Annotated in this window: 13 protein-coding genes and 1 pseudogene; 7 read left to right on the forward strand and 7 right to left on the reverse strand. The window is 58.1% G+C overall.

The genetic code is table 11. The features are described from left to right. Positions 1-483: 483 nt before the first annotated feature. The 4 genes and pseudogenes from RX328_RS18160 to RX328_RS18175 form a co-directional block, all read right to left on the reverse strand. Positions 484-1,425, reverse strand: a complete 942-nt coding sequence (locus RX328_RS18160; RefSeq protein WP_213255803.1) for a GAF domain-containing protein — start codon at positions 1,423-1,425, stop codon at positions 484-486. A 120-nt stretch (positions 1,426-1,545) separates the two neighbouring features. Beyond that, complete coding sequence (locus RX328_RS18165; RefSeq protein ID WP_213255801.1) at positions 1,546-1,713, reverse strand: hypothetical protein; 168 nt, start codon at positions 1,711-1,713, stop codon at positions 1,546-1,548. 5,715 nt (positions 1,714-7,428) lie between these two features. Next, entirely contained in the window at positions 7,429-8,166 is a 738-nt protein-coding gene (locus tag RX328_RS18170; RefSeq protein WP_213255799.1) for a hypothetical protein, read from the reverse strand. A 785-nt stretch (positions 8,167-8,951) separates the two neighbouring features. Then, positions 8,952-9,113 (reverse strand): annotated as a pseudogene (locus RX328_RS18175) (PRC-barrel domain containing protein); the annotation flags it as partial. Between the two features lie 877 nt (positions 9,114-9,990). Here RX328_RS18175 and RX328_RS18180 point away from each other — a divergent pair. The 3 genes from RX328_RS18180 (at position 9,991) to RX328_RS18190 (ending at position 14,756) form a co-directional block, all read left to right on the forward strand. Continuing rightward, positions 9,991-10,209 (forward strand): hypothetical protein, encoded by a 219-nt coding sequence (locus RX328_RS18180; protein WP_213255797.1) that lies wholly within the window; start codon positions 9,991-9,993, stop codon positions 10,207-10,209. Between the two features lie 1,802 nt (positions 10,210-12,011). Next, complete coding sequence (locus tag RX328_RS18185) at positions 12,012-12,215, forward strand: hypothetical protein (RefSeq protein WP_213255795.1); 204 nt, start codon at positions 12,012-12,014, stop codon at positions 12,213-12,215. 804 nt (positions 12,216-13,019) lie between these two features. Further along, on the forward strand, positions 13,020-14,756 hold the full coding sequence (locus RX328_RS18190) for a glycoside hydrolase family 16 protein (RefSeq protein WP_317258774.1): 1,737 nt from the start codon (positions 13,020-13,022) through the stop codon (positions 14,754-14,756). Positions 14,757-14,989: 233 nt separating this feature from the next. Here RX328_RS18190 and RX328_RS18195 read toward each other — a convergent pair whose 3' ends face one another. After that, positions 14,990-15,139, reverse strand: coding sequence for a hypothetical protein (locus RX328_RS18195; protein ID WP_213255791.1), 150 nt, complete (start codon positions 15,137-15,139; stop codon positions 14,990-14,992). Positions 15,140-15,395: 256 nt separating this feature from the next. On the opposite strand from RX328_RS18195, the gene RX328_RS18200 reads away from it, so the two are divergent. From RX328_RS18200 to tnpC, 4 genes are all read left to right on the forward strand, one after another. Then, complete coding sequence (locus RX328_RS18200) at positions 15,396-16,661, forward strand: glycosyltransferase (RefSeq protein ID WP_213255789.1); 1,266 nt, start codon at positions 15,396-15,398, stop codon at positions 16,659-16,661. 253 nt (positions 16,662-16,914) lie between these two features. After that, complete coding sequence (gene tnpA, locus RX328_RS18205) at positions 16,915-17,322, forward strand: IS66-like element accessory protein TnpA (protein ID WP_213257743.1); 408 nt, start codon at positions 16,915-16,917, stop codon at positions 17,320-17,322. Next, positions 17,319-17,666 carry an IS66 family insertion sequence element accessory protein TnpB gene (gene tnpB, locus RX328_RS18210; protein WP_317258776.1) on the forward strand — a complete coding sequence of 116 codons (348 nt, stop codon included), beginning with the start codon at positions 17,319-17,321 and terminating at the stop codon, positions 17,664-17,666. Before tnpA ends, tnpB begins: the two co-directional genes overlap by 4 nt. 73 nt (positions 17,667-17,739) lie before the next feature. Further along, positions 17,740-19,316 (forward strand): IS66 family transposase gene (gene tnpC / locus RX328_RS18215; RefSeq protein WP_410734066.1). Its coding sequence is split into 2 segments (ribosomal slippage): positions 17,740-17,835 and positions 17,838-19,316, totalling 1,575 coding nucleotides; the frame shifts between segments, so codons are not numbered across the junction. A gap of 511 nt (positions 19,317-19,827) precedes the next feature. On the opposite strand, the gene RX328_RS18220 is transcribed toward tnpC, so the two are convergent. Both RX328_RS18220 and RX328_RS18225 read right to left on the reverse strand, forming a co-directional pair. Further along, entirely contained in the window at positions 19,828-20,169 is a 342-nt protein-coding gene (locus RX328_RS18220) for an H-NS histone family protein (RefSeq protein WP_312018110.1), read from the reverse strand. Between the two features lie 2,614 nt (positions 20,170-22,783). Next, on the reverse strand, positions 22,784-23,413 hold the full coding sequence (locus RX328_RS18225) for a 2-hydroxychromene-2-carboxylate isomerase (protein WP_213255206.1): 630 nt from the start codon (positions 23,411-23,413) through the stop codon (positions 22,784-22,786). Positions 23,414-23,561: the final 148 nt, after the last annotated feature.

Genomic DNA, 23,561 nt, shown 5'->3' on the forward strand with positions numbered 1-23,561 from the left:
GTCGCGCATCGAATGCACGGCCGGGGCGGCGAGTTAGCGGCAAAGGTCGCTCTTTCGGCCTGTTTGTTGCATTTACCTTGGTCAAAACGGGGAGTGGACGATCACGATATCGAATCGTGCGACGTGAATTCGGAATGGCCCCTGCTCAACTTTCGCGACGATATCGGCTTCGGTCCGAAGTGGAGCCGGACAAAGGCTGAAATCTGCGAGACGACGGATCGTTTTACTGTCATTGGTCTGCAGGACTTCTCTGATATCTATCCGCTCCAGCTTTCCCTATTGCCCGCGTGCTTAACGCATTCGATTGCGAGGCAATCTTTGCGGCTGGTGCAGTCGCGGTCATCTCGCCAGGAGCGGGCCGCATCGACAATGAAGACCGCGCGATATGGCAAGTCTGGAGTTCAACGAGTGGCGACGCCTTCTGTCCTCGCAACTGCATCGTCGTCACGGCCGCAAGGCGGGCTGATATGCCGCGCCGGCCGTTTAGAGATACCAGGCGAGCACGGCCTTGAGTAGCGCGTTTTCGATTACTGGCAGCACAACGATCTGGTTCATGCCGGCGGCGCGGGCCAGCTGCGCCGCGATTGATTCATCGACCATCAGATGTCCGTTGATGGCGGGCATGCCCGTCGCCCAGGCGCCGCCGATGCTGCCTTCGCCTTTGCGTATCGTCTTTGATGCATAGAGCGAGGCCAGATCGGCATTCTTGCTGCAATCGCCGGACTGAAACACTAGTTCCGTTCGCGACGGATCCGGCACCCAGATCTCAAAGCGTCTCGCGATCGGCGTTGCCTGCGCGGACAGAAAGGTCATGACCCAGGTCTGATCGGGCGGGGTCGTGTAGGGAATGCCGACGCCACAATTGATTCCGATTTCACTCGCTTCCTCCCAACGGAGGAAACTCCTGGCATTATGCAGATCCTTGATGATGAGCGGCATGCCCGCCTTCCAGGCACGGCCGGGCAGGCCGAACCCTCGCGGGAATTTCGTATGCCGTGAATTGAACTCGAACATGTCGGCGGTGCCGTAGTAGCCGTCGACCAGTCCCATTTCGTGGGACTTCTCGGGATCGTTGTTCCAGAGCTCGATGGCGCCGACGTGCTCTCCGTCGTCGCCGCAGAACAGGACCATCACCGCCATCAGGAACTCACCGGCAAAGACCGGCAGCGCCACGCCGCAGGTCAATCCGGCTTCGAGCGCCTCGTCCGTGCGCTTGAAATAGGAGTTTGCGAATTTCGAGAGGATGACCGGATGGCCGCAGGCCCAGGCCTTGCCGGGGAGCCCTTCGTCATAGGCGAACAGCGCGTTCTCGCTAACAGCCCTGAACTCCGAATACTCGTCGCTGCAAAGACAGCCACCGAATTCCAGACGGGTGCGGGTTCGGTCGGGCACCCACAATTCAACCACGCGAATGAATGTCTTCATCGGACGCACCTATCGCTCCGCCCGATATCAGCATCGGCTATTTGACGAGGGCATGTGCGATCAAATTACAGGCAGGCGTCGCCCAAACATCGTGCGGAGGCGGTACCCCACGATAAATTTTCAGTCTCGATAGGACGGATCGGTACGATCGAGCTTGCGCAGCAGCGCCGGCCAGGCGAGCTCGCCGTTACGGGCGCTGTGGCCGGCTTTCGGCAGCATCGGCTCGTAGGTGTCCTCGAGAATGTTCTGCTGCGGATAGATCAGCTTGGTGTTGCAGGACAGTGCCATGACTTGCACCTTGGCAGGCGCGCTCGAGCCGGAACAGTAACATCGCGAGTGAAATTCGAATGCGCTATGGCATCCGTGAGGTGCACGCCATGACCGAAGGACGCTACTGGCTGATCGGCTCGAAACTGAAATGTGCCCACAATGGACATCAGCCCGGTCTCAGCTAGCACCAAACTCATCGGATCCGATAATCATCGAGGTTTCTTCCGGCCGCAATCAGTTCCGTAGCCAGCGCGGCTGATGCTGGCTATTCGGGTTTCGACATTTCGGCTCAAACTTGGGGTAGGGCCACGTTGCTGGACGTCAGTAGAAGGATCACCGAACATGCGACCAAGCTCATCAAGTTGGTTTTGAAATTTGCGCTTTTTGTTCTCAACTTTCGATTAGGGACCTCAATGATCCTCTGGTGCAGGTCCCAAAACTTATCAAGCAATTTCGGTCGTTCATGCCTCGTCAAGGAAACGACGTGACTCGTTACGCAATGAAATACTAGCAAAGGAAAAGCCGCACCGAGGCGGCCTTTCAACATAAAAATGGTCGCGGCTTAGGCCAGAACAGTTCAGTCAATGAAGCCCGCGCGAAATAGTGGATTGACTGGGGGATTAGGCGGCACAGGGCGTATCTAACGAATTGCACAACATCCTCGATGATCAAATAGCACGCCACATAGGCGAGCGCGGCAAAGATCAGCCAAATGTCAGCCACGCCGACAGCGGCATCATTTCCCAAGGTCGAATCAATGGTCCCCGGGCCAAAGGAAGCATCCAACCGAAGCGCGAGTCTGGGAAACGCAAACTAGGTGACGCACCGACGTCTCTGCCGCTCCAAGCATTCGAGGTTGACCAACCTTAGCGCTGCACCGTACCAACCGGGTGACTGGCGGTGCCAGAAGAGCCCAAAACGAAAAACCGCCCGAAGGCGATCGCTATGGAGATCCGATAGGGCCGACAAAGGTGCTCGTAAGGTGCGATGCACAACAGCTTTCGCTTGGCAACTCAGCCAATTCCGTCAAACTCACAGCTTGGGGGTCATGACGTGGGGACGATCATGAGCATTCTGCAAACAGTGATACTGTCACTAATCTTATTGTGGACGCCTGGCATGTTGTTGGGGGCTTATCTCGTGATGGCAAGACCTTCGCATTTAGAAAATCCCGTTTCTCACGAGCCAGACCAATAGCGATAACCAGCCGAGCATGGCTAAAATAGCGATGAGAAATTTAGCCATCTTCCAACGCCTGCGGCGTCGGATCCGCGCATAAATCCTCCGCTCAAGGCCTTCGGTTACGCCGAAACCTCATATTCAAAAGCAACTTGGGATCGTTTCACTCGAACCAAGTTCCAGCGGAGCTTGCATTTGCGAGCACCTTGAACTGGTCGGTCTCCGACTGCTCTTCGGCATAAATCAGCACGGTCATTTGGGTCAAATACTCAGAAACGCATGGGATGATCTCGACCAGAGCCGTTATCCAAGCCCAACCAGCGCGAAAGCAATAGCGAATGTGCGGAAGCCGAGCCCAGCTCAAAACCCGGCGCATTTATACTTTCGAAGCAATCTGTCGGTCTCGCGCGCTGGTGCCGTTTTATTCACGGGCGTCGACCGCAGTTCTCTCCGGCCTTTGGATGGCTATTTATTCGCTCCGCTCGGTCCCCCGCAGTCAGTCTGAGCTTGTAGGCATTCAAAAGACAGGGCCAAAGAAAGTGGCCAGGCAACGCCGTGCACGCCGCTAAGACGGAAATTGCGAGACGCAATTCTGTGCGGATGTTGCATGAGCTGATGCTGGTTGTCGAGCTAAGCGGGCCAGGATGATGGCGGGGATCTAAGTTATGCGAGCGCCGAACCGCAGCCACGTCCGGGCGTTTACGGAGTCAGGGAAAAAGCATCATTGGGGGCCGGCGAAAGCTCAAGAGAGACCAATGACAGTCTGGATCTACATCATTACCTACAAGCACTCTTCATCGGAAGATACGTGCACGGACGATCGCCGACAATGGATGACAGCCTCGATGGAGGGCCGCCTGGGGCGGTCTCTTAATCATCCCCTCTACTCTATCCCGGTTAGACGCCACGCCGCAACTGGATCAGCGATAAGTCGACCCGCAATCCCAAGCGGCTTCCCGGTGGCCCCTCGCGCGTTTCAATTGGGGGGAGCTATCCCAACTCTGCTGGTTCGAGTTCAATGCTGCGGATCGGCACGTCGTCCGGCGACTTCCTACCGTCCCACACCACGATCGCGGTAGCTTTGTTGGCGGTGATGCCCTCGACCACTCCGCGCCGATCTTTCCAGTCAACTTGCCCGGGCACTTGTTGTTGTTGAACGCGGCTGCGACGCGCCCTGTGATCTCAACCCGGTCCCCTCGCTTGACCATCTTCAGTCCTTTAGGCGGTGCCCATGCACTATCGGAACACTTGTTCCAGCTTTGTGGTTGGCGCCCGTAATAGGGTCTTAAGCGCCAAATTTGCCGAGTTTCTGTCCTTTAAATTAAAGCCGGTGCGGCATCGGCTTCCAACAACATGTCCGAAGGGCCTTCAAGGATTGGCGGGCGGCTTCGAGCTAACAAGCTAAGCCGGAACAGAAGCCCGGCAGGCCATGGGCGGCTCCTGCTGCAAAAAGATGGCGATGATGGACGGCATGCCTCCGACAAGTGACGGCGCATATTCCAGGAAATCGTTCGAACGGCCACAACCAGCCAAATACTCTCGGCACCGGTACGTAAGGGCCCGTTGCCTAATTCTGTTTTGTCCACTACCGGACAGACAGAAGTGACGGGTCTGCGATTGGAAGAGAGTGGGGCGCAGGGGCTGGCGCGGCGCGTGGGACCACCCCTAGCGAATCATCCGAGGGCACCCCTCCGAGATGGGAAAAATCGGCAATTTCGCTATTCCTATGGGAACGACTGTTTACGAAGCTCGTTGAGGCGGACCGCACCCGAGCGGCGTCTGGGAGCAAGTAAGATGGATGTTCAGCAAAGCCAATCTGTTTACTTCAATATATCACCTGTTGAATGCCACGACCTTCTTCGGCGAATGGTGGAAGTTCTCGACGCTTCGCGCGACGATCGGATCCCTAGAAGCAATCAGGAGTAAGACCCGGCAGCACGCTGGCAAGGCAGTTGAGCTTCATACTGTAGAGCTCAGATCATAGACTAAGGTCAGCCGTATGGCGCAGCATGTCAAACAAGAGGATTCGGTGGGCGTATCCGTAGCTCGACCAAGCACTGGAGCGCCAGAGAGCTTTTCCAGGCGGCCACGGCCGTCAGTAGCAGACGACAATGTTTGTGACGGTCCTTGGCCGCTAGTTCCTTTCCCAGGGCTCTTATGCGCAGAAGGCGCCACTCCGCGGCCAGCTCAGGAAGGCCCTCGCTCCTCCTGGAGAGCGACATCGAGCAAGCTGGCGTTTGCCGCGACGGCATTAATTGCGATGTTCGGTTGGCTATATCTTCTTTGGCTGGCCGTGGTCAGCAGTGTGGAGAAGATCCTAAATTTTATTTCGTCGTGAAGACTATCAAGTTCACCTTGATAAATTGCGGAAAGGAGCCGCCGAATGTGCCCCGAATCCGGGAGCTCGCTACGGACAGCGCCAAACGCGAGGTGTTCGAGCGACAGTGCCGACCGCCTCAATCTGCAGGAATTCGAATAGAGCACGCCTTTCGGGAAAAAATGGAACCCTGGAGTCCATTCTTTAGTAAGCCAATTTCTCAATGAAAAGTTGTTCGTCGCTGGGTGGTTCGGGTAAAGGTAAGCGACGTCATGACATCCGTCACGTTCTTTCAAATCAAATTAGACCCGCTCCTGACGGCGTACCATCAAGGAACCGTGAGACATCGACGTTGTTGACATAGCACAGTCCATTGAGGTTCTCATGGCCGCTCGATCAACACACGCGATCTTCGCAATCCTCATCTCCTTTTTGTTGCCTGCCAGTTCTGCTCTCGCAGGCGGAGGCGGCGGGGCAGGCGCAGGCGGCGGGGCAGGCGCAGGCAGCGGGGCAGGCGCAGGCGGCGGGTCTGCGGCTGGCGGCGCCGGTGCCGGGGGCGGGACCGGCGGCGGGGGAGCGGCTGCGGGTGGTATGGGTGGTCCAGGCGCAGCTAGCGCAGGAGGAATCAGCGGGCGCGGTAGTGTCTCAAATGGAGCCCCTGGCAGCGTGGCTCCAAACGCAAACGTAAGCGGCGGATCCGCCTTCTCGACCGGCGCGCCGGGCGTCAACACCGTCAATCCATCCGGCATCCTTCCCCCCGGCCCCCCCGGCGGCGTGGCTCCAAACGCTAACGTGAGCGGCGGATCCCCCTTCTCGACCGGCGTGCCGGGCGTCAACACCGTCAATCCATCCGGCATCCTTCCCCCCGGCCCCCCCCGGCGGCGTGGCTCCAAACGCTAACGTGAGCGGCGGATCCCCCTTCTCGACCGGCGTGCCGAGCGTCAACACCGTCAATCCATCCGGCATCAATCCCCCTGGGGGCGTGGCTGCAAACGCAAACGTAAGCAGCGGATCCGCCCTCCCGACCGGCATCCAGGGCGGCAACACCGTCACTCCATCCGGCATCAATCCTCCTGGGGGCGTTGCTCCAAACGCAAACGTAAGCAGCGGATCCGCCTTCTCGAGCGGTGTCCAGGGCGGCAACACGGTTACGGTCGGTCCATCAGGCCAATCTGCCGTGGGAGCAGGCCCCGGCAGCGTAGCCCCGAATGCAAACCTAAGTGGCGGAGCCCCTCCGGCAACGGGCAACATCAGTGCCACAACTTCCTTCGGCATCGATCTCCCTCGAGGCCGAGCCGCTGGCGGTACCATTCCAGGCAGCGGGGTTTTAAGCAGAGGTGAGACGACGACGACCAACCCAGGTGGAGCTGCAGTCGGATCCTCTTCGCCACCTATAACCGGGCAATCGTCTCCGGTCGCTCCAGTGGCAGTTCAAGGTGTTGCCGCGCAGACATTGGTCACCCCGCAAACGGGCTTGGCCAAAGTCGCGGAAGACGGAGTATCAACCGAGATTGTTCGGGCAAAGCCGTGCAGTGCTGCCGCACGAGAAACGGATGGGACGACGACCTGCGTCGGGATACCAAGCCGACATAAGCGATGATTGGATCCTTTGGATGGGCAAAGTACCAGCCGGCAGATTTCGCTGACTCCGGGCCAGCCGCACGGAAAGCTGCGTTAGAAGAAAATGGGACGGTACACGCTTCCGCTATTGGGTCGGGAACGTGACCAATTTCGCGAAATAACCGAGACAAGCTTGCTCACGACATCGAAGACAAATCCGAGCAAGCTTACCGATGAAGCGACGCACTAGAGTGGCATCGCAAGCTGATCGAAGCGTGAGCTCAATACTGCGAGCCTCGATCTAATGAAAACGTCGTCCACTTACTCGAACCTGTTCCCGTGGATTGCCTCGTGCGTAGTGGATATCGCCTGTTCACAGCCTAACCGCCGCGAACAACGCCCGGCAATGCCGGAAAATCAGGGGGAGTAACAGAAGTCCAGCAGCTTAAGGCCGAACGACGGCACCTGAGAAACAGCCGAGCGACACGCATTGAAGGACACGAGACCATCAGTCGCTTAGGGACGCACCAAGTATGATCGGCCGTTCAATTACAAGCGAGATCGCTTACAAGTCTCGGCAATCGCGAACGGGGATGCGCAGGAGGATCCTCTCGGGACGCGCAGAAGGGTTGCTGGCTGCTGTCAGGAGGTTTGAACAAAATCCCTTCGTGCTCGGTCTAATTGCGCTGACCGAAGGTTTGTAGGAACGACGGTACCTGGGCATTTTGCACAGACTGGCCCTGTGCTCGCACGTCTAGTGCGGGCGGAACCTGTACCCTTGCATTCTGCTCTCGCCGAACTGTTTTTCGGGGATTTTGCACGGGCCGTATTTCTGCATGCGTACTATTAGTGTGGAAGGGCCGGACAACTCGGTGCTTTTGCATCGGCCGGAGAGGTGCTCGGGCATTTTCGGCAATCTGTGCCCGCGCATTTTCCGCAACCTGTGCCGGCGCATCTTGAACGGACTGCACGGGCGCGACCTGTGCCTGCGCATCCTTCTCGGCCGCCCAAGCTTGAAATTGCCTCATCAGGGCTTCAGACGATGTCGCCGTATTTTCCGTCTGACTTTGGCCGACGGATTCAAAGGCGGCAGCAATTTGGTCGCGGGTCGGCGCGTCCTGTGCGGTCGGCGGCAAAGCCTGAACGGTAGATTGAATTGCTGGCGCCCACTGATCGGGGCTACGCTGGTCTACCGATTTGTCGACCAGCGAAGCCGTGACATTTGCCAAGAGCGTCACGGGATTTCCCACCGACAGAATTGCGATACCGATCGCTGTCGCCGTTGCAAGCAAAATACTCGCCTTAAGCACGCGCGACGAGATAACAGCTCTGGTCCAAACTTTTCCGATAGACGGCTCAGGTTCGGCGAGAAAGAGAGGCAAAGGATTAGAATCAAAATCGCGTTTTGTCGGCATTGGTGGATGCCTCCTTTTAGTATTCTTATCGACCTGTACCCCGCTATCGAGGTCCAAAAAGCGGAGAAATCTTGATTTCACTGGGGCCGCGGAAACCGCTTTCGGGAACTCGCCACGCTCGCTACTTTTGAACCTATCGGGTCAGCGCAGAGCGCCGTCAACACGTGGACACCGAGGTAGGCAAGTCAATCAATAGGTGGTGGCAAGCGCAGGCGTTGGATTAAGCCTAATCCGCTAATGGCACTTTCGGAATGACCGGTCGAGCTGACCGCGTCAGGTCATCGAAGGCAAAGCGGATATCGCAATTCACGCTGGCAGAGGTCCGGAAATGAGTTCTTGCCGACTAACATGAAGTCACTATTTCCGGGCCGCTGGCCCTGGAATGGCAAGCCCTTGCAAGAGGGACTGAAGCTAGAGTTCTAACCGGCTCGCCCGACGGGGCGTTGTCAAATACGGCGTGAACATGGGGTGCGTGGAATTGCAAGACGCATTCGTACTGGGGCGAAATTGCCACCGCACGATTAGCGCGGACATGAGCGGCAAAGACTTGAGGCTTGGTTTCGCATCCAGCTTGGCAGCCTCGGTCGGTGCACTACTCTTCATCGTGCGTGTCATTGCGGTAGGCCGCAATGATATTTGGTTTGCCTGTCGGGAAATGACGGGACTCAGTCTATGAAAGCCGAATTCTGAGGGCGACGGGCTGGATCGGCGGCGAAAGAGTAGGCCCCCGCGCTTGGAGCAATGAAGGGCCGTCGCAGCGGCCCTTCGTTGTCCTTGTTAAATCCCACCCCGTAATAGTCGTTCACCGCACGGATTCTTGTTGGATCACTCCCATTCCATGAATTGTCGTTGCTATACTTCGGGGCATTCTGCAGCTGCGACTCCGTGATGCCAGCATCGTAGCCGCCGAGATTTGTATCGTACTTCAATGATTGCCACGGGAGCGGCTAGTGGTCATACTGTTTCTCTTATGTAAGTGACCCATCGTCTCCTCCAGGGTTGATGGAGCGTGCAATAGGCGTCGAAGCCTTCGGTTCCTTTTGGTCGTCAGTCCCGAGCACGAGCCTCAACCTACAAATGATGCTCGCTGCGATGCAAAAAGACAAAGCGCCAGTTAGGTCAGGCTGCGAGCTGTGCTCTGCAACCTGACGCATTAATGTAAGGGCAACCTCGCCGTTGCCCTGGCAGAACGTCAAGGCGCGACGGAAAAGATAATCCCGAGTAGGTCAACTCATCGAGGTCTGTCTCTCCGGCTTGCCAGCGCCCACGTACAAAGCGCTGCAACGTGCAGCGTCGCTCTTGTCGGGAGCAACCGAATTGTTACGCGCCAGATAGATCGACCACGCTTATTGTGTTGCGCGGATGTACACATAGGGCTCCTGCATGCATCAACGTCCTTTACGGGAGTCCCGGAGATTGATGCCGGCCGGCGCTGAAATTTAAGGCTGATGACGCCTGTCGGCGTGTTGCTCTTGCGAGCTGCCTGAGCTGAACTAACGTGTCCGCTTACATGGCCGTTCTATTGGCTAGCGGTCTGCACGCGATTATTGAATGCTCGACCGAGCAACGGCGATCTTTTTTACGCGTGGCCAAAGTAACGAGTCGCGATTTCTAAGCTGTGGCCCTCTCAGAAGTTCCGCAAATTAAATTTAAGGACAGAAACTCGCCAAATTTGGCGCTCAAGACGCAATTTATTAGGACGCTACCCACAAGACTGGAACAAGTGTTCCGTTAGCGTATCAGCACCGCCGAGTTTGCAATCGGTGGCTTTCGCTTTCCTGTTTTCACGACGTTCTGGCCGTTCAATCCGCTAAGGGACCGAAGATGATCAAGCGAGGGGACCGGGTTAAGATCACAGCGCGCGTCGCAGCCGCGTTCAACAACAACAAGCGCCCGGGCCAGTTTGACTGGACCGATCGGCGCGGCGTGGTCGAGCGCATCACCGCCAACAAAGCCACCCCGATCGTGGTGTGGGACGGTCGGAAGTCGCCGGACGACGTGCCGATCCGCAGCATTGAACTCGAACCAGCAGAGTTGGGATAGCTCCTCCATTGAAACGCGGGAGGGTCGACATGGGGAAGCCGCTTGGGATTGCGGTTCGACCTATCGCTGCCCCAAGTGCTGCGTGGCATCTGAACTGGATAGAGCAGGGGATGACTATGAGACCGCCCGAAGGCGGCTCTCCATCGCAGCTGTCATCCGCCGTCGGCGGCTGCCGGACTGTTTCCGGCGCGGCTGTGATAAGCCAAACAGGTGACGAACTCCATCCGACACACCCCCACAGGAAGGCCAGCAGAGTCCGCTGGAGCGCTCCATTTCAAGACCAACGGTTTTCCACCGAGCATGTGTTTTCGCGCGACAGGAAGACTCCGGAAATAAGCCAGAGACGAGATTGACGGGTTTATCCGGTTTGTGGGTGAGACCGACAAACCATCTGGAGCTGGAGCCGGAGGACGAAGCCGACGACGCGGACGACGAGCCGTCCCTAAGCTCATTCGATCGCATGACCGGCGAGAGCAAGTCATGTTGGCTTCGTCTGTGGGATAATCCCGGGATTGATGCCGAGCGGGATGATGGCGATCGGAAGGAGGTTGACCCGAACGAGGCGAAGCAACACCCGTGGAGATGCGGTGATGGCAAAGGAACAGCCCTGGCACCCACGCCACGCAATCATGCAGGCAACTGCCCTCAGGGGTCTTAAAGGCGGCAACCCACCTTGTCATGTTGCGGGGTTTCTGGGATTGCGAAACCTGCACGGAACCCTGCTAGCGGCTGTCGTTAGGATTGGGGGCACGAATGCGACTGATCCGTCTCTACGCGGCACGTGCTTGTTTTCGGGTGAGCATTTGGCTTGCCAAGCTGGGAAGGCGGCTCGCCGGCTTCTGAATGAGAAACGGCCCCAGCTGCTGGAGAGGGCCCGGCCGCCACTTTCTCCCGGTTTGTCTCCACGCTGCGCGTGAGCGATGGTTTCAACCCTGGGCAACGCTGCAGGTTCCCAGGAACGGCCCGAGGTTGAGGTTTGCAGGGGGTTCCGAAGGCCGGTTGCAAGCTCAACAACCCTCCGCGTTCTGTTCACTATTGGACAGACGCTGCCAGATTTTCCCGCTCTTATCAGGGCGCCAGACGGGGTACCCACTACGCCCTCTGGCTGTTTGAATAGGAATACTCTTATGGCCTCGGCACGTCCCGCCGGGGCCATTTTTATTGGAGCAGCGGACAGGTCTGAATGAGAAGCGCCCCCAGCCACGGGGTACGGGCTGGGGGCGTCATTGGTGCGCCTGTTGGGCGACGGGCGCCCACAGCAACGTACCTCACGACCCACAGTTCCTACGCCAGCGATTCCGCCAAGAAATATACCCGGCCTCAACAGGCCATCCCGGTGCGTGTAACCCGAGTGTAAGGGCCGGCGTGTGTCGCCTGGAATGGTCGTGCGTCGGGCCACCTTAGGCCTCGATCAATGCTCAGCCTCCGGCTGACCCATTGCGGCCAGATATCTGCTGCGTGACTGCGTCCGAATCAGATCAAAGATAAATTGCATGACCAATCCCGTTTGCTGGAAATGACGATGTCTAGTCTATGTTTCAGGATGTTTTCGTCGGTTGAGGAAAACAGTTTCGTCCCAAAAAATCCGCCGCCCGGTTCGAAATCCATTGCCGGGCGGCGCTTGTCGCAAACTGGGCCACTCAAATCCCCAGCCATCTATCTAGAGCAATGTCTATGCCATGGCGTTATGGCGCTCCTGCAGGCCGGTTTTCGCCACGAATCTTCCTTAACTTGGAATTTGGCCATGCCATCAGGCCCGGCGCGTGCCTTTCCGAGGACTCACCGCGCGTCGGGCCGCTCCTTTGGTATCGGTGAAAAGCCGTCTGATATTCCTGTTTCTCATTACGAACCTGATCGCGGGCTTTACGGCTACCGGCAGCAACCCGGTTGCCGACATGCCGTCGTGGATTGGCGGGCTGCCATCCGGGGCTCCACCACTGACGCTCGGCAAGCTGAGAGAGCTTAAGAAAGCGGCGCGTCCAAAGGGAAAAGACGCCAAGCAGTAGCGCTGGCTTTATCCCAATGCGGCACACGCGCGCCGGCGCAAACGGCGGTCTAATATCGGCGCTGCGATGGCCGCAAACCTGATAGCCAGCATTGGCTCCAATCCTGCAAAGAATCACGCCCAGCTTGAATAGACTATTCCAGGGGAAATCATTGAATAACAAAATGCCTGCGAGGTAAAGCGAGCACCGCCGATATTATCAGTACTGCTGAGGCATCGATCTCGGTAGCCTGGTTAGCTTCATTGCTTCCTCCACACGGCAAAAATATCCAAGCTGGATGTTTTGAGGAGTGTGCAAGTGTCGTGAGGTCGCTTCGGCTGGCTCGGTTTATCAGGCCTGGTACTGCAGCGTCGACCGATGCGAATTACAGCGCCGTGCAACCGCGATCACATAAAGGTATCTTTGTCGCACATCGTTCGTGCGCGTTTAATGTTGGACGGTTGCGGCTGGCTAATGGTGCTCATCCTCGTTCGCTGGTTGCTGCACGTTCAGCGCGACGGGCAACATCACAATATCATCGCACCAAGGTCTCCCGATTGCCCTGATCTCGTCACTGTCGTCGCCGAAATCCGGCTTCGTACTTAGCGTGGGACGTCGGAGGCGAGCAGCCATCGTAGATTGGTGCGCCTCGGTACTGGCCATCTGTAAATCGGGCGCGAATGCCAGTGTACACCAAGGATGCAAAATATGGCGAACCTGGATCTTACGGGGTATAAGCTAACGTTCTCGGACGAGTTTAACACTCGAAGCATCTCCGCAACAGGAGAAGGTACCACTTGGGCTGATATGCGCTCTGAGTGGATCATGAGCGACGGCAAGGCCGAAGTTGGCTTTGGACATAGCTCGTTCGTCGATCCTTCCTCAGGTTATGATCCGTTCAAGGTCGAAGGTGGCGCACTGACCATCACGGCCACAGGCGACGTCACGCCTTCCGGTATTCAGGGGAGCATGGAATCTGGGCTGATTACCACGGAGGGTGACTGGTCGCAGAAGCAAGGTTACTTTGAAATGCGCGCTGACTTGAGCGATGCCCCGCACGCGTGGGACGCCTTTTGGATGCTGCCCGACCAACAGGTTAATCCCGGCACGCCTGATGCGTGGCAGGAACTGGACGTGGTTGAGCACTATGGCGAAAACGACAAGGGCGTGTATAGCCACATCCACACTACCGATCCGTCGAATGGTATTCCTTGGCAGCAAAATCGTCAGGTCTACAGCGAGACAGCCAACGAGGACGGGTATCACACCTACGGTGTTCTCTGGGAAGCGGACAAGCTCAGCTTCTACGTGGACGGTGAGTTAAAGGGTTCGCAAGTTACTCCTTCCGACTACAGCAACCCGCAATACCTGATCGCCAACTTGGCTACGCAGGCCGGCGCTGTTGGTGGGGAGCAAATGAAGATCGACTACATTCGCGCCTATTCAAAAGATGGGTCCAACCCCACAGTGGCGCTGGGTCAGGTCTCGGCTCCTGATGGGCGCGATCCTGGCACGTATGGCGCAACGGCGCTTGACGGTTCGGCACCTGCTCCGGCTGTAATCGCCGCCGATGATGTCCCGCCAGCCGCTCCGGCCGTTGTCGCCGCCGATGATGTCCCGCCAGCTGCTCCGACCGTTGTCGCCGCCGATGATGTCCCGCCAGCTGCTCCGGCCGTTGTCGCCGCCGATGATGTCCCGCCAGCTGCTCCGACCGTTGTCGCCGCCGATGATGTCCCGCCAGCCGCTCCGGCCGTTGTCGCGGCCGATGACGTCTCGCCAGCCGCTCCGATCAATGGTGCCAATACCGCCGCCCAAGCCGAGGTCCCGGCGCAGGCACTCAACGCCCGTGACGTGTCTTTCGAGACCATGTTTAACGATGCGACCACAACTGTTGAAGAAGGGCTCCGGCACCACAACGTCCGGGTGGACAGTCAAAGCAATGGGGTGGAGGGCAGCTCCGTTGCCGATCTTCGACTAGCTCAGACCGGGCTGAGCGCCGACGTCTGGGCCGATTTTATCGCCTCGGGCAACGTTCCTGGAGACCGCGCGGAGCACTTGGTAGCGACGGCCAACGCACACGGTATGGGTGCCTTCATCCGAACGCTGGAAAGTTGGGAGCAGAATAATTCCAATCTCGATGCCTCCCCGGGCCGCCTGTTCGAGGCTCGGTTCAACAACGAACTGCTGGGCGACGATTCCACCATCGGCACCCTGGCGGCGATGATTAATGGACATCAGAGGCACGATACTGCGCTGGTCACGGCGGCTGAGGAAGGATTCCACGCCAACCGTGCTGACGTGAGCGGCAACAATGTCCCGCTAGAAGGGGGCACCTACTTTGCTCACGCGCACACAATCTCCGACCCGCTGAGCACTATCACAGATTTGCTGCCGTCTGCGGTGGGTACGCGGCTGACAGCGGCTTCTCTGGCCGGCGCTGCCGTTGCAGATGTTCCACCCGGCGTGGCCGGCGGAATGGAAAATGCTGTTGCACACGCAGCGCCGTTCGGGACAGACGGCCGGTGTGCCCACCACCAGCACTTCGAGCACATGTGGGGCTGACTGCAACTCTGTAGTGACCGTCTCAACGTATGTTCCGAGCTGGACGGAGCACCCGCCCAGCGCGGAACAAAGGGTATGAAAAGGTGCGCTAGGATGCCGCGGGAGGTTTGATCTGCTCTGTGCAGAACCTCTTTTCTGCAAGCGGGGACGCCAGCAGCGGGCGAGGGGTGCCGCGCGATTTGCATGCTACTGATCTTTCTTCTGCCAATGGCAGTCACAACGCTCGGCGGCGGTCAGGTGGCCTCAGACTTGGCTTCCTCTATAATGTCGACCTCGAAGTAGCCCATCTGCTCAAGTTCCTCGGCCTTTTTGACCGCGGCTTCTCCGGTTTCTCTTCGAAGGGTGATGCAGCCCGCGGCGTCGCGGGCATGATAGAATGTCATTTGTGACCCCAAATATCGTTCGCATACACACGAATCGCCCCCCGACAATAGTGAGTGGGTGCGACCTTCAGCCCAACTAACGGCGTTAAATGCTGTTCTTGATCCACGTTAGGCTTTCCACGAAAGTGTTTGATCCTTCTCTAGCAATGTCACGACCCTGCCCAAAGAAACGCGGTCCTTGATGTTGCCGAGAAACAGGCATAATCGGGAAACAGGCATAATCGGTCGGTCGGGGTCACTGTCGCGGGCGATTTCGATGCGTATTCTGTATGTTATTTCCTTTCCCCCGTTTCCTATCGAAATCAGTGGCGGAGCGATTCGATCGCATCTGCTTTTGAGCGCCTTGAATCAAGTTGGAAGTGTACGCATTCTCTACCTGAATTACCGCGGCCCCGATCATGATTTTGGGTCTGCCCCTTCATCAGCTTTCGACGACAAACCCCTTTCCGTTTTGTCAATATCTATGCCGGGGACCAGCGGAAGCAAATACGAAAATTATCTAGAAAAGGCCTCGCGAGGCTTGGGGATGGTCTTCGGAAGCGGCCTGGCTATGGCTGGGCTGCGGGTCAGTATCGAGGCTGCACGGACCATCGCCGAACTCTGCGATCGCGGTGAAGTCGACCTGATAGTCGGAAGATTCTGTCGCACGTCAGCTGCCGCGGGTTTGCTGGCCGAACGAACTGTCCCCCTCATCATTGATGCCGACGACTGGGAACCTAGCCGTACAGCCGCGAGAATACGATCGACGTCAAGGTACAATCTCTTGCAGCATGCCTACCTTCAACGAGCACTACAAGGTAGTTTGTACCTAGGGAGACAGGTGCTCGAAAAAGCCGATCACGTTTGGCTTGCTTCGGAAAAAGATACTGCGGTACTCGATCGGCGCCATGTCACGACGCTACCAAATCTTCCACTTTCCTCTACTGGCGACGAAATTAACGCCTTGAAACCGTCCGCCGCAGAATCAAAAATTTTATTGTCGGTCGGTGATTGGGGGAGGAAACAGAACACTGACGGAATGAACTGGTACCTGCGTCAGGTTTGGCCATTGATTCGTGAACGCGTACCTCAGGCCGAGCTTAGAATTGCCGGTGCGACTCAATCTTCGTTCGCGCGCGAGTGGGGTGCCAAGCAGAATGTGAGCGTGCTCGGTTTTGTCGACGAATTGCGTTCCGAATACGAAAAGGCCGCGGTCATAGCAACCCCAATCACTTGGGGCGGCGGCACAAAGATCAAAGTGTTGGAAGCTCTTGCATATGGCCGCGTTCCTGCGGGAACAAAACACGCCTTCGAAGGCCTTCCTGATCCAGGAAAATTGGAAACCATCGCGGCGATTGCAGACGAGCCCGTGCCACTCGCCGAAGCAACAGTTGGAATGCTTATCAATGCTCCAATGCGGCAATCGCAGGAGATTGCTGCAGCGAAGTATTATGTCGACCATCACTCGGTTGCGGCTTTCAACAAGCGCGTCAAAGATACAGTCGAAAGCGTAATGAGTGCTCGGAAAGCACAATTGTGCTAGCGCACTATCTCAATCCTGCAAAATCCGCCTAAGGAAGCTAGACTTTAGAGCCGCGCAGGAGGAACGATATTGCCCCCTGGAGCCAAGAGTGGAATGGACGCTCGATGTCCGCTTTGGGTCTTGGTCGTGTAAAGACGCTCGGACGTGATCGGTCGGTTGTGCGCGGTGACCTGGCGCGGCTCGACTGCATTGTTCGTATCCGTCCGGTGAAGGCCGCCTTGCCGAGTGAGACGCGTTATTGAGAACTGTCCTTATGGACAGTGATAGGCGCAGCGCCCAGGTTGAACGGCTCGAAGTGGTGGACACAGGCCGGCGGCGGCGCTGGTCCGAGGATGAGAAGCTCAAGATCGTCCTGGAGAGCTTACAGGCGCCGCGCCAGGTCGCTGCGACGGCGCGGCGATACGGCGTTTCGCGCTCATTGCTGCTCCGATGGCGACGGTCGTTTCGCCCCGAGCCGAAGGATGCCAACCATCAAACAGGCTTCGTACCGGCGATGATGGTCGCGGAATCGGGGGCGACGCCTGGTCCAGTCGGGTCGGCCGGCGGCGGCGTGATCGAGATCGAGTTCACGGCCGGGGTTCGGATGCGGATCACGGGTACGGTCGACGCGGCGACGCTAAAGGCCGCGGTCGCGGCACTGGCTGATGGACGGCCGCGGTGATCACCATTGCGTCGGGCGTACGGGTGTGGATTGCGACCGGTCATACCGATATGCGTCGCGGCATGAACTCGCTGGCCTTGCTGGTGCAGGAAGCCTTCAGGCGCGACCCGCACGGCGGCGACCTCTACGTGTTCCGTGGCAAGAGCGGCAAGCTCATCAAGATCCTTTGGCATGATGGGCTGGGTATGTCGCTCTACGCCAAGCGGCTGGAGCGCGGCCGCTTTCTCTGGCCGTCGTCGACTGATGGCGTGGTGACAATCACCCCGGCCCAGCTCGGCTACTTGCTGGAGGGCATTGACTGGCGCATGCCGCAACACACGTGGCGACCGCAGGCGGCCGGCTGATCGCTGTGATTTGAATCGATGGCACGATCGGCAGTCCGGACAGAGACCGCGTCTTGTGATTCTCTGGTCGGCGATGGGCGCCGATGATTCTCTCCCCGACGATGTGACCAGGCTGAAGGCGATGCTGCTTGCCGAGCGAGCGGCCCGCTTGGCCGCGGAGGCGGAAGCTCAGGCACGGACACACTGCTGATCGAGAAGCTCAAGCTCACGATCAAGAAGCTGCGGCACGAGCAGTTCGGACAGTCCTCCGAGCGAGGCGCATTGCTGGACCAGCTCGAGCTGCAGCTCGCCGATCTGGAAGAGAACGCCGCGCAAGCCGAGACTGCGGCGCAGATGGCCGCAGCCGACAAGATTACGGTGGCACCATTCGAGCGCCGCAAGCCGGCGCGCCGGCCGCTGCCGGAGCATTTGCCGCGGGAGCGCATTGTCTATCCGGTGCCTGCGACCTGCCCATGCTGCGGCGACAACCGATTGCGTAAGATCGGCGAGGACGTGACCGAGATGCTGGAGCTCATCCCGCGCCAGTGGAAAGTGATCCAGCACGTGCGCGAGAAGCTCGTCTGCCGGGCCTGCGAGGCGATCACTCAGCCGCCGGCGCCCTCGCACCCGATTGCGCGTGGACGTGCGGGGCCGAAGCTGCTCGCTCATATCTTGTTCGCCAAGTACGGCCTGCACCTGCCGCTCAATCGTCAGAGCGACGTCTACCAGCGCGAAGGCATCGACCTCGACGTATCGACGCTCGCCGACTGGGTGGGCGCGTCGGCCGCAACCCTGATGCCGCTGGTCGATGCAATCCGGAGCCATGTCTTCGCTGCCGAGCGCATCCATGCAGACGACACCACGGTGCCGGTCCTGGCCAAGGGCAAGACGCGGACCGGCCGGCTCTGGACCTATGCGCGCGACGACCGACCGTTCGCCGGCCCCGATCCGCCGGCCGCCGTGTTCTTCTATTCGCCGGATCGTAGCGGTGAGCACCCGGAGCAACATCTGGCGGGCTATGCCGGGCTGATGCAGGCCGACGCCTATGCCGGTTTTGGCAAGCTCTACGAGGCCAATCGCAAAGCAGGTCCGATCATCGAGGCCGCGTGCTGGGCGCACGGCCGGCGCAAGTTCTTCGATCTGGCACGGCTCAGCAAGGCGCCGATCGCGGCCGAGGCGGTCAAGCGCATCGACGTCCTGTTCGCCATCGAGCGCGAGATCAACGGTCTCGCGCCGCAGGAGCGCCGGCACGTGCGCCAGGAGCGCAGTCGACCATTGATCACCGAACTGCACGCTTGGCTGCGCGAGCAGCGGGACAAGCTCTCCAGGAACAACGAGACGACCAAGGCGATCAACTACTGCCTCAGCCGCTGGGATGCATTCACCCGCTTCCTTGATGACGGGCGCCTGTGCATGTCGAACAACGCCGCCGAGCGCGAGCTACGGGCCGTCGCCGTGGGCAGAAGAAACTGGACCTTCGCCGGCTCCGACGAGGGCGGTCGGCGTGCGGCTGCGATCTACACCCTCATCGCCACCGCCAAGCTCAGCGACATCGATCCACAAGCTTGGCTCGCCGACGTGCTGGCCCGCCTGCCAGATTACCCCGCCAAACGCATCCACGAACTCCTGCCTTGGAATTGGCGGCTTCAGAGCATCGCTCACGCGGCTTGAGCCTAATCAGTCCTCCACCCAGAACGGCCTAACCGGGGGCCGTCACCGGATGCGTACCATTGTTCGACCGGCAGTGTAAGTTGCAAAGTTCACCAACCCTGCCAACGATGCAGCCGCAATGTCACAGATGTTCAAGGCCTGCTGGATTGGATACAGTTCGATTTGTCGGCCGTCGAACTAGGTAAAACCCCCCACGACCGAAACCCGGCCTCGTGCTCCTTCAAAATCCCGATGATCTGCTCTTCCGAAAAGCGACTGCGCTTCATGCTCTGGTCGTTGTCGTGGGCCAGAACGAACTTCAAACTGGATTAAGCCGGTGGGGCAACGTCACGGCGTCAGTAATCGGAACCTGCATTAATTGCATCGCACCAGGAAGCCTGCGTGCGACGCTTGCGCTTATCATCATCGGGGTTGGTTTCGCGCTGACAGCGGAACGGCGAAAGCTTCTGAGGAGCAGACAGGATAGTCGGGCCAAATGAAGGACCGCCGCGAAGGCGGCCTGTCCAGCAAATTATCCGATCCGAAACTCATTGCGGTTCCTTCCGGACGCGATGAGTATGGCTAGCCATCTTGGGATTCTGCCGCGTCCCGACCACGTCTCTGAGGGGTTGTCGGGATTTCTAAACTTCGGCTCGACCGTGAGGTAGCGCCGACGTTGCGGGACGTCAGTCGGGGATCGACCGAACTTGCGACCAAGCTCATCCAGTCTGTTTTGAAGCTTGCGCTTTTCGTTCTCGAGTTTTCGATTTAGGATCTCGATGATCGTCTGGTGCAGGTCCCAAAGGTCGTTAAGCTCCATCTCCTCCAGTTCTCGGTCGTTCATGCCCAGCCCCAAGAGAATGGCGCGACTCATTACACAATGAAATACTAGCAAAAGAAAAGCCGCCAGGAGGCGGCCTTTCAACAAGAACCTGATCGCGTCCAGAACCTCCTACTGGAAAGCAACGCCTTGCGGGTCGTTTGAAATTAGGTCTCGGTAGCCGCGTGTTCGGCGAAACCTCAGCGGAGCCTTGCCGCCAACCTGGTTGTCGCCTTGTGAACCAAAGCGTTCGCCTGTTCCCTTAAATTTGCGAACCTGGCCTTGGTTTGTGTGCGCAAACGCCAACGCGTCCACCCGGTTCGAGGACCAGCATAAGAGTCCGATGGCCGCCTGCCATCGGCGCAGCAGAATTTCTTCGCGGAAGTCCGCCAAATATAAATAGTGGCAGCGTCTCGCAGGGTGGTCAGGGCCAGCCACCTGGCAATGATATGGGATCGCACTCGCGCGACCAGCCTTTGTCAGCCTGTGGATGCTTTCCAAGAGGAGCGGAAAAGCTAGACCTTGATCGACGAGTTTCGATCGAATGATAGAATCTCAATGAACCGTGTCGGACCGTAGCGCCTGTCCGTCCGAGTCCGTGATGTGCACCTCCCATCCTGTTTTGTGGAGGCCTTTCGCTTTGGCTACAGAACGTCGGGGGTGGTATTCTCCGTTTCGACCCAATTGCCGTCCTTAGATGCATGGACCGTGAAGGATTCCATCTTTCCTCTATCAATCATCGCAATGACCTAGTTGACGCCTTTGCTGCAATAATGACTGCATTCCAATTCGATCGCGGAGACGCCACGCAACTGAGCCGTACCGCCCGCCTTCAAATGGTGGACAGATCGTACCCAGTTCTGATTAGGGAATCTATCCAGCGGCACGGTTGGATAGTGCCAGCAACCGGGCGGATCTCGATCGGGCGGGCAAACGCAGTTATCCAGGATGGTCCAGCTTCCCAACGCACCAGGGGCTTCCCTAAAAGTCAATGGCGCGTGATCGGGCGCCTCTTCGGCAATGGGATAGGTCTCCTGGCTGGTAGCGCATTGGCCTCGGCGGACGCTTGCGCATTCGGCGCTCGCCTTAGGATCGCCTTGGCGGCTTCCCGGTAGGCCGCGGCTGCTTGCTCATCCGCAGTTGGGTGTAGATCAAAGCTACGCTTGTTGAAGCAGTCGCGTCAGGGCCTCCGAACTTGAGCACGGTCGGCGGTAATCGCTGATCGGCCTCGACCTGAGCGCTCGGCGGCGTAACCAAATAGGTAAAGCAACCTGCCAGGACAGCAGCGGCTAGAATGGCAGGAACAGCAAGACGCAAACAGATCATTTGTTAGCCTTCTGCCCAACTCTACTGCTTTCGGCCCGGCGGATTCAGGCGATGGCGTCCTTCTGCCAGCGGACCGTTGCCGTGAATCACCAGTCGCAACAGAACCGCTGCGCCTGCTCCTGAATCATTTTGACTGTGCAACGAGCTAGTATGTTACTTGGGCCATTGGTTGGAAACCCTATGTTTGAAGCTCTTACAGCACTTCTTGTCGCTCTTAGCGTCGGCATCTTTGTTGCCCACACGCTGGACGCTTTCCGGTCGTAAGGCGGCGTATCACAGCTTCGGCTTCAGCTCCAATCCGGCGCTGGTCCAGTCTTCGCTGATGCCGTTGTTGCAAGTAATAACTTCTGTCCAATCCGGACGCGGACTGACCCAGCCAATCGCAGCTCAGTTCCCTGCGCTCTAGCTCTTCCGCGCGATTAGGCCGTTCGGCGGGTAACCCGAGTGGTAAGGTCGTCCGGAACCCCGCGCGCAGTGCCATAGGTATGAAGAAGGGCGCCAGCAAGACATTTCAGTTTCTGCTAGTCCTTCCAGATGCGCTCTCCGCACGGGCATTCAAACATATGAACGACAACCCCGCTGTCAAATTCAACCATCGTTCTCACGAGGGTGAGCTTTCTATTGCAAAAACGGCAAGTCTTGCTTGATTGGTCCTTAACCGAGGCGACCCTCTCAGCCAAAAATATTTCCATCGCAGCTTCCACTGATAAAAGGGCGGCCTCATAGTGGGCCGGATGGTTTCCCGGAATGTCTCATCTTTGCCGCTTTAATTCGACTGTCAAGCGACGCCATTGTCGAAGCAGGCATACCTCGCCAAAATATCAGTTCTCATTTTCGCAACCTCGAACGACGACCGATGTCGGCGCCGCAATGAACAATTTCAGCTCTCGATCCGACAACCGTCGGTCAACATCTCATGGATCCGGCCCGGGGAGCGGGGTGTCCCAGCAGTTGAACCGGGCGCGCTAGAAAACCTATCAGTTTGATCGCGCTCGCGCCGTGTGACGGCAACGCCGCTTCACTGCCCGCTCCTATGCGCAGTACCATGGCATCTGCGGGAAACGGCGCGCGGGACCAGGTAGATATCTTGCCGCGCGCTATTGTCCTACTCCGGCTCAGGCATCTGCTCTGGGGCTTTGTCCAGCCGGAGACATAGGTAACTGATCCTACCTAAGAGATGAACGTTTGGGGTCTGCCGTATGCGCTGGCGCCATTCAAATATCAGGTGAAGCGCCTGCAGCAGCTTCGCGACAAGTTCGCGGCGTTAAATGAGCAAGACAAGTCAGCGCTGCGGCCGCTGCTTGAGCGCAAGGGTGCTGGCAGTATGGCACACAATCTTGCGTCACGTCCGGTGGCGGCTGCCCAGCGCCGTCGCGATCGATTCCGGATTCCGGATGCGTTCGATCAGCATGTCGATGCGATCGCCGCCCCAGAATAATTCGCCATTGAAGACCATGGTCGGCACGCCGAACACACCGAGCGCCTCCGCCTCATCAATGATGCGGTCGTGTTCTGTCCGTGCGGGGCCATGGACGTAAGCTTCGAATTCTTCTGACGACCCGCCGAGCGAGGCGATCACACCGGAAATATCGGAAAGCTTGTCGATTTCGAGATCATGACTCCAGAACCCACGGAACACCCTGTCGTGATATGGGCGGAACAGGCCATGGCGTCGGGCGAACAGCATGCCGGCGCTGGCATAAAAGGCATCATAGATGCGCCGCGGACCTTTCATGGTGAGGCCTTGCGCGTTGGCATAGCGGCGCGCGTCCATATAGGCATAGCGCACCTTGCGCCAGAAATGCGGCGTGCGCTCTTCGATGGTGCCCATGAATTCAGCAATGCGCAGTGTGTAGGGCAGCCATTCGAGTTCGACGCCGTAAATCTCCTCAAGCTCGAACAGGCGTTTGTTGGCGACGAACGCATAAGGGCTCTTGTAATCGGTGTAGATTCTTACGCGCGGTCTATCCATGGCGTGTCCTTTTCGATCCGATCAGTATCGGCGATCCGAACCGAGCATGAAACAACGCGACGCGGTTTTTGGCGTTACAAAAACGAATGGGCCCCGGTGCATTTGAGCATCGCGGGGCCCTACATCTTCGTTATAGACGAAGGATTTC

The organism is Bradyrhizobium sp. sBnM-33, from assembly GCF_032917945.1.
Taxonomy (GTDB): domain Bacteria; phylum Pseudomonadota; class Alphaproteobacteria; order Rhizobiales; family Xanthobacteraceae; genus Bradyrhizobium.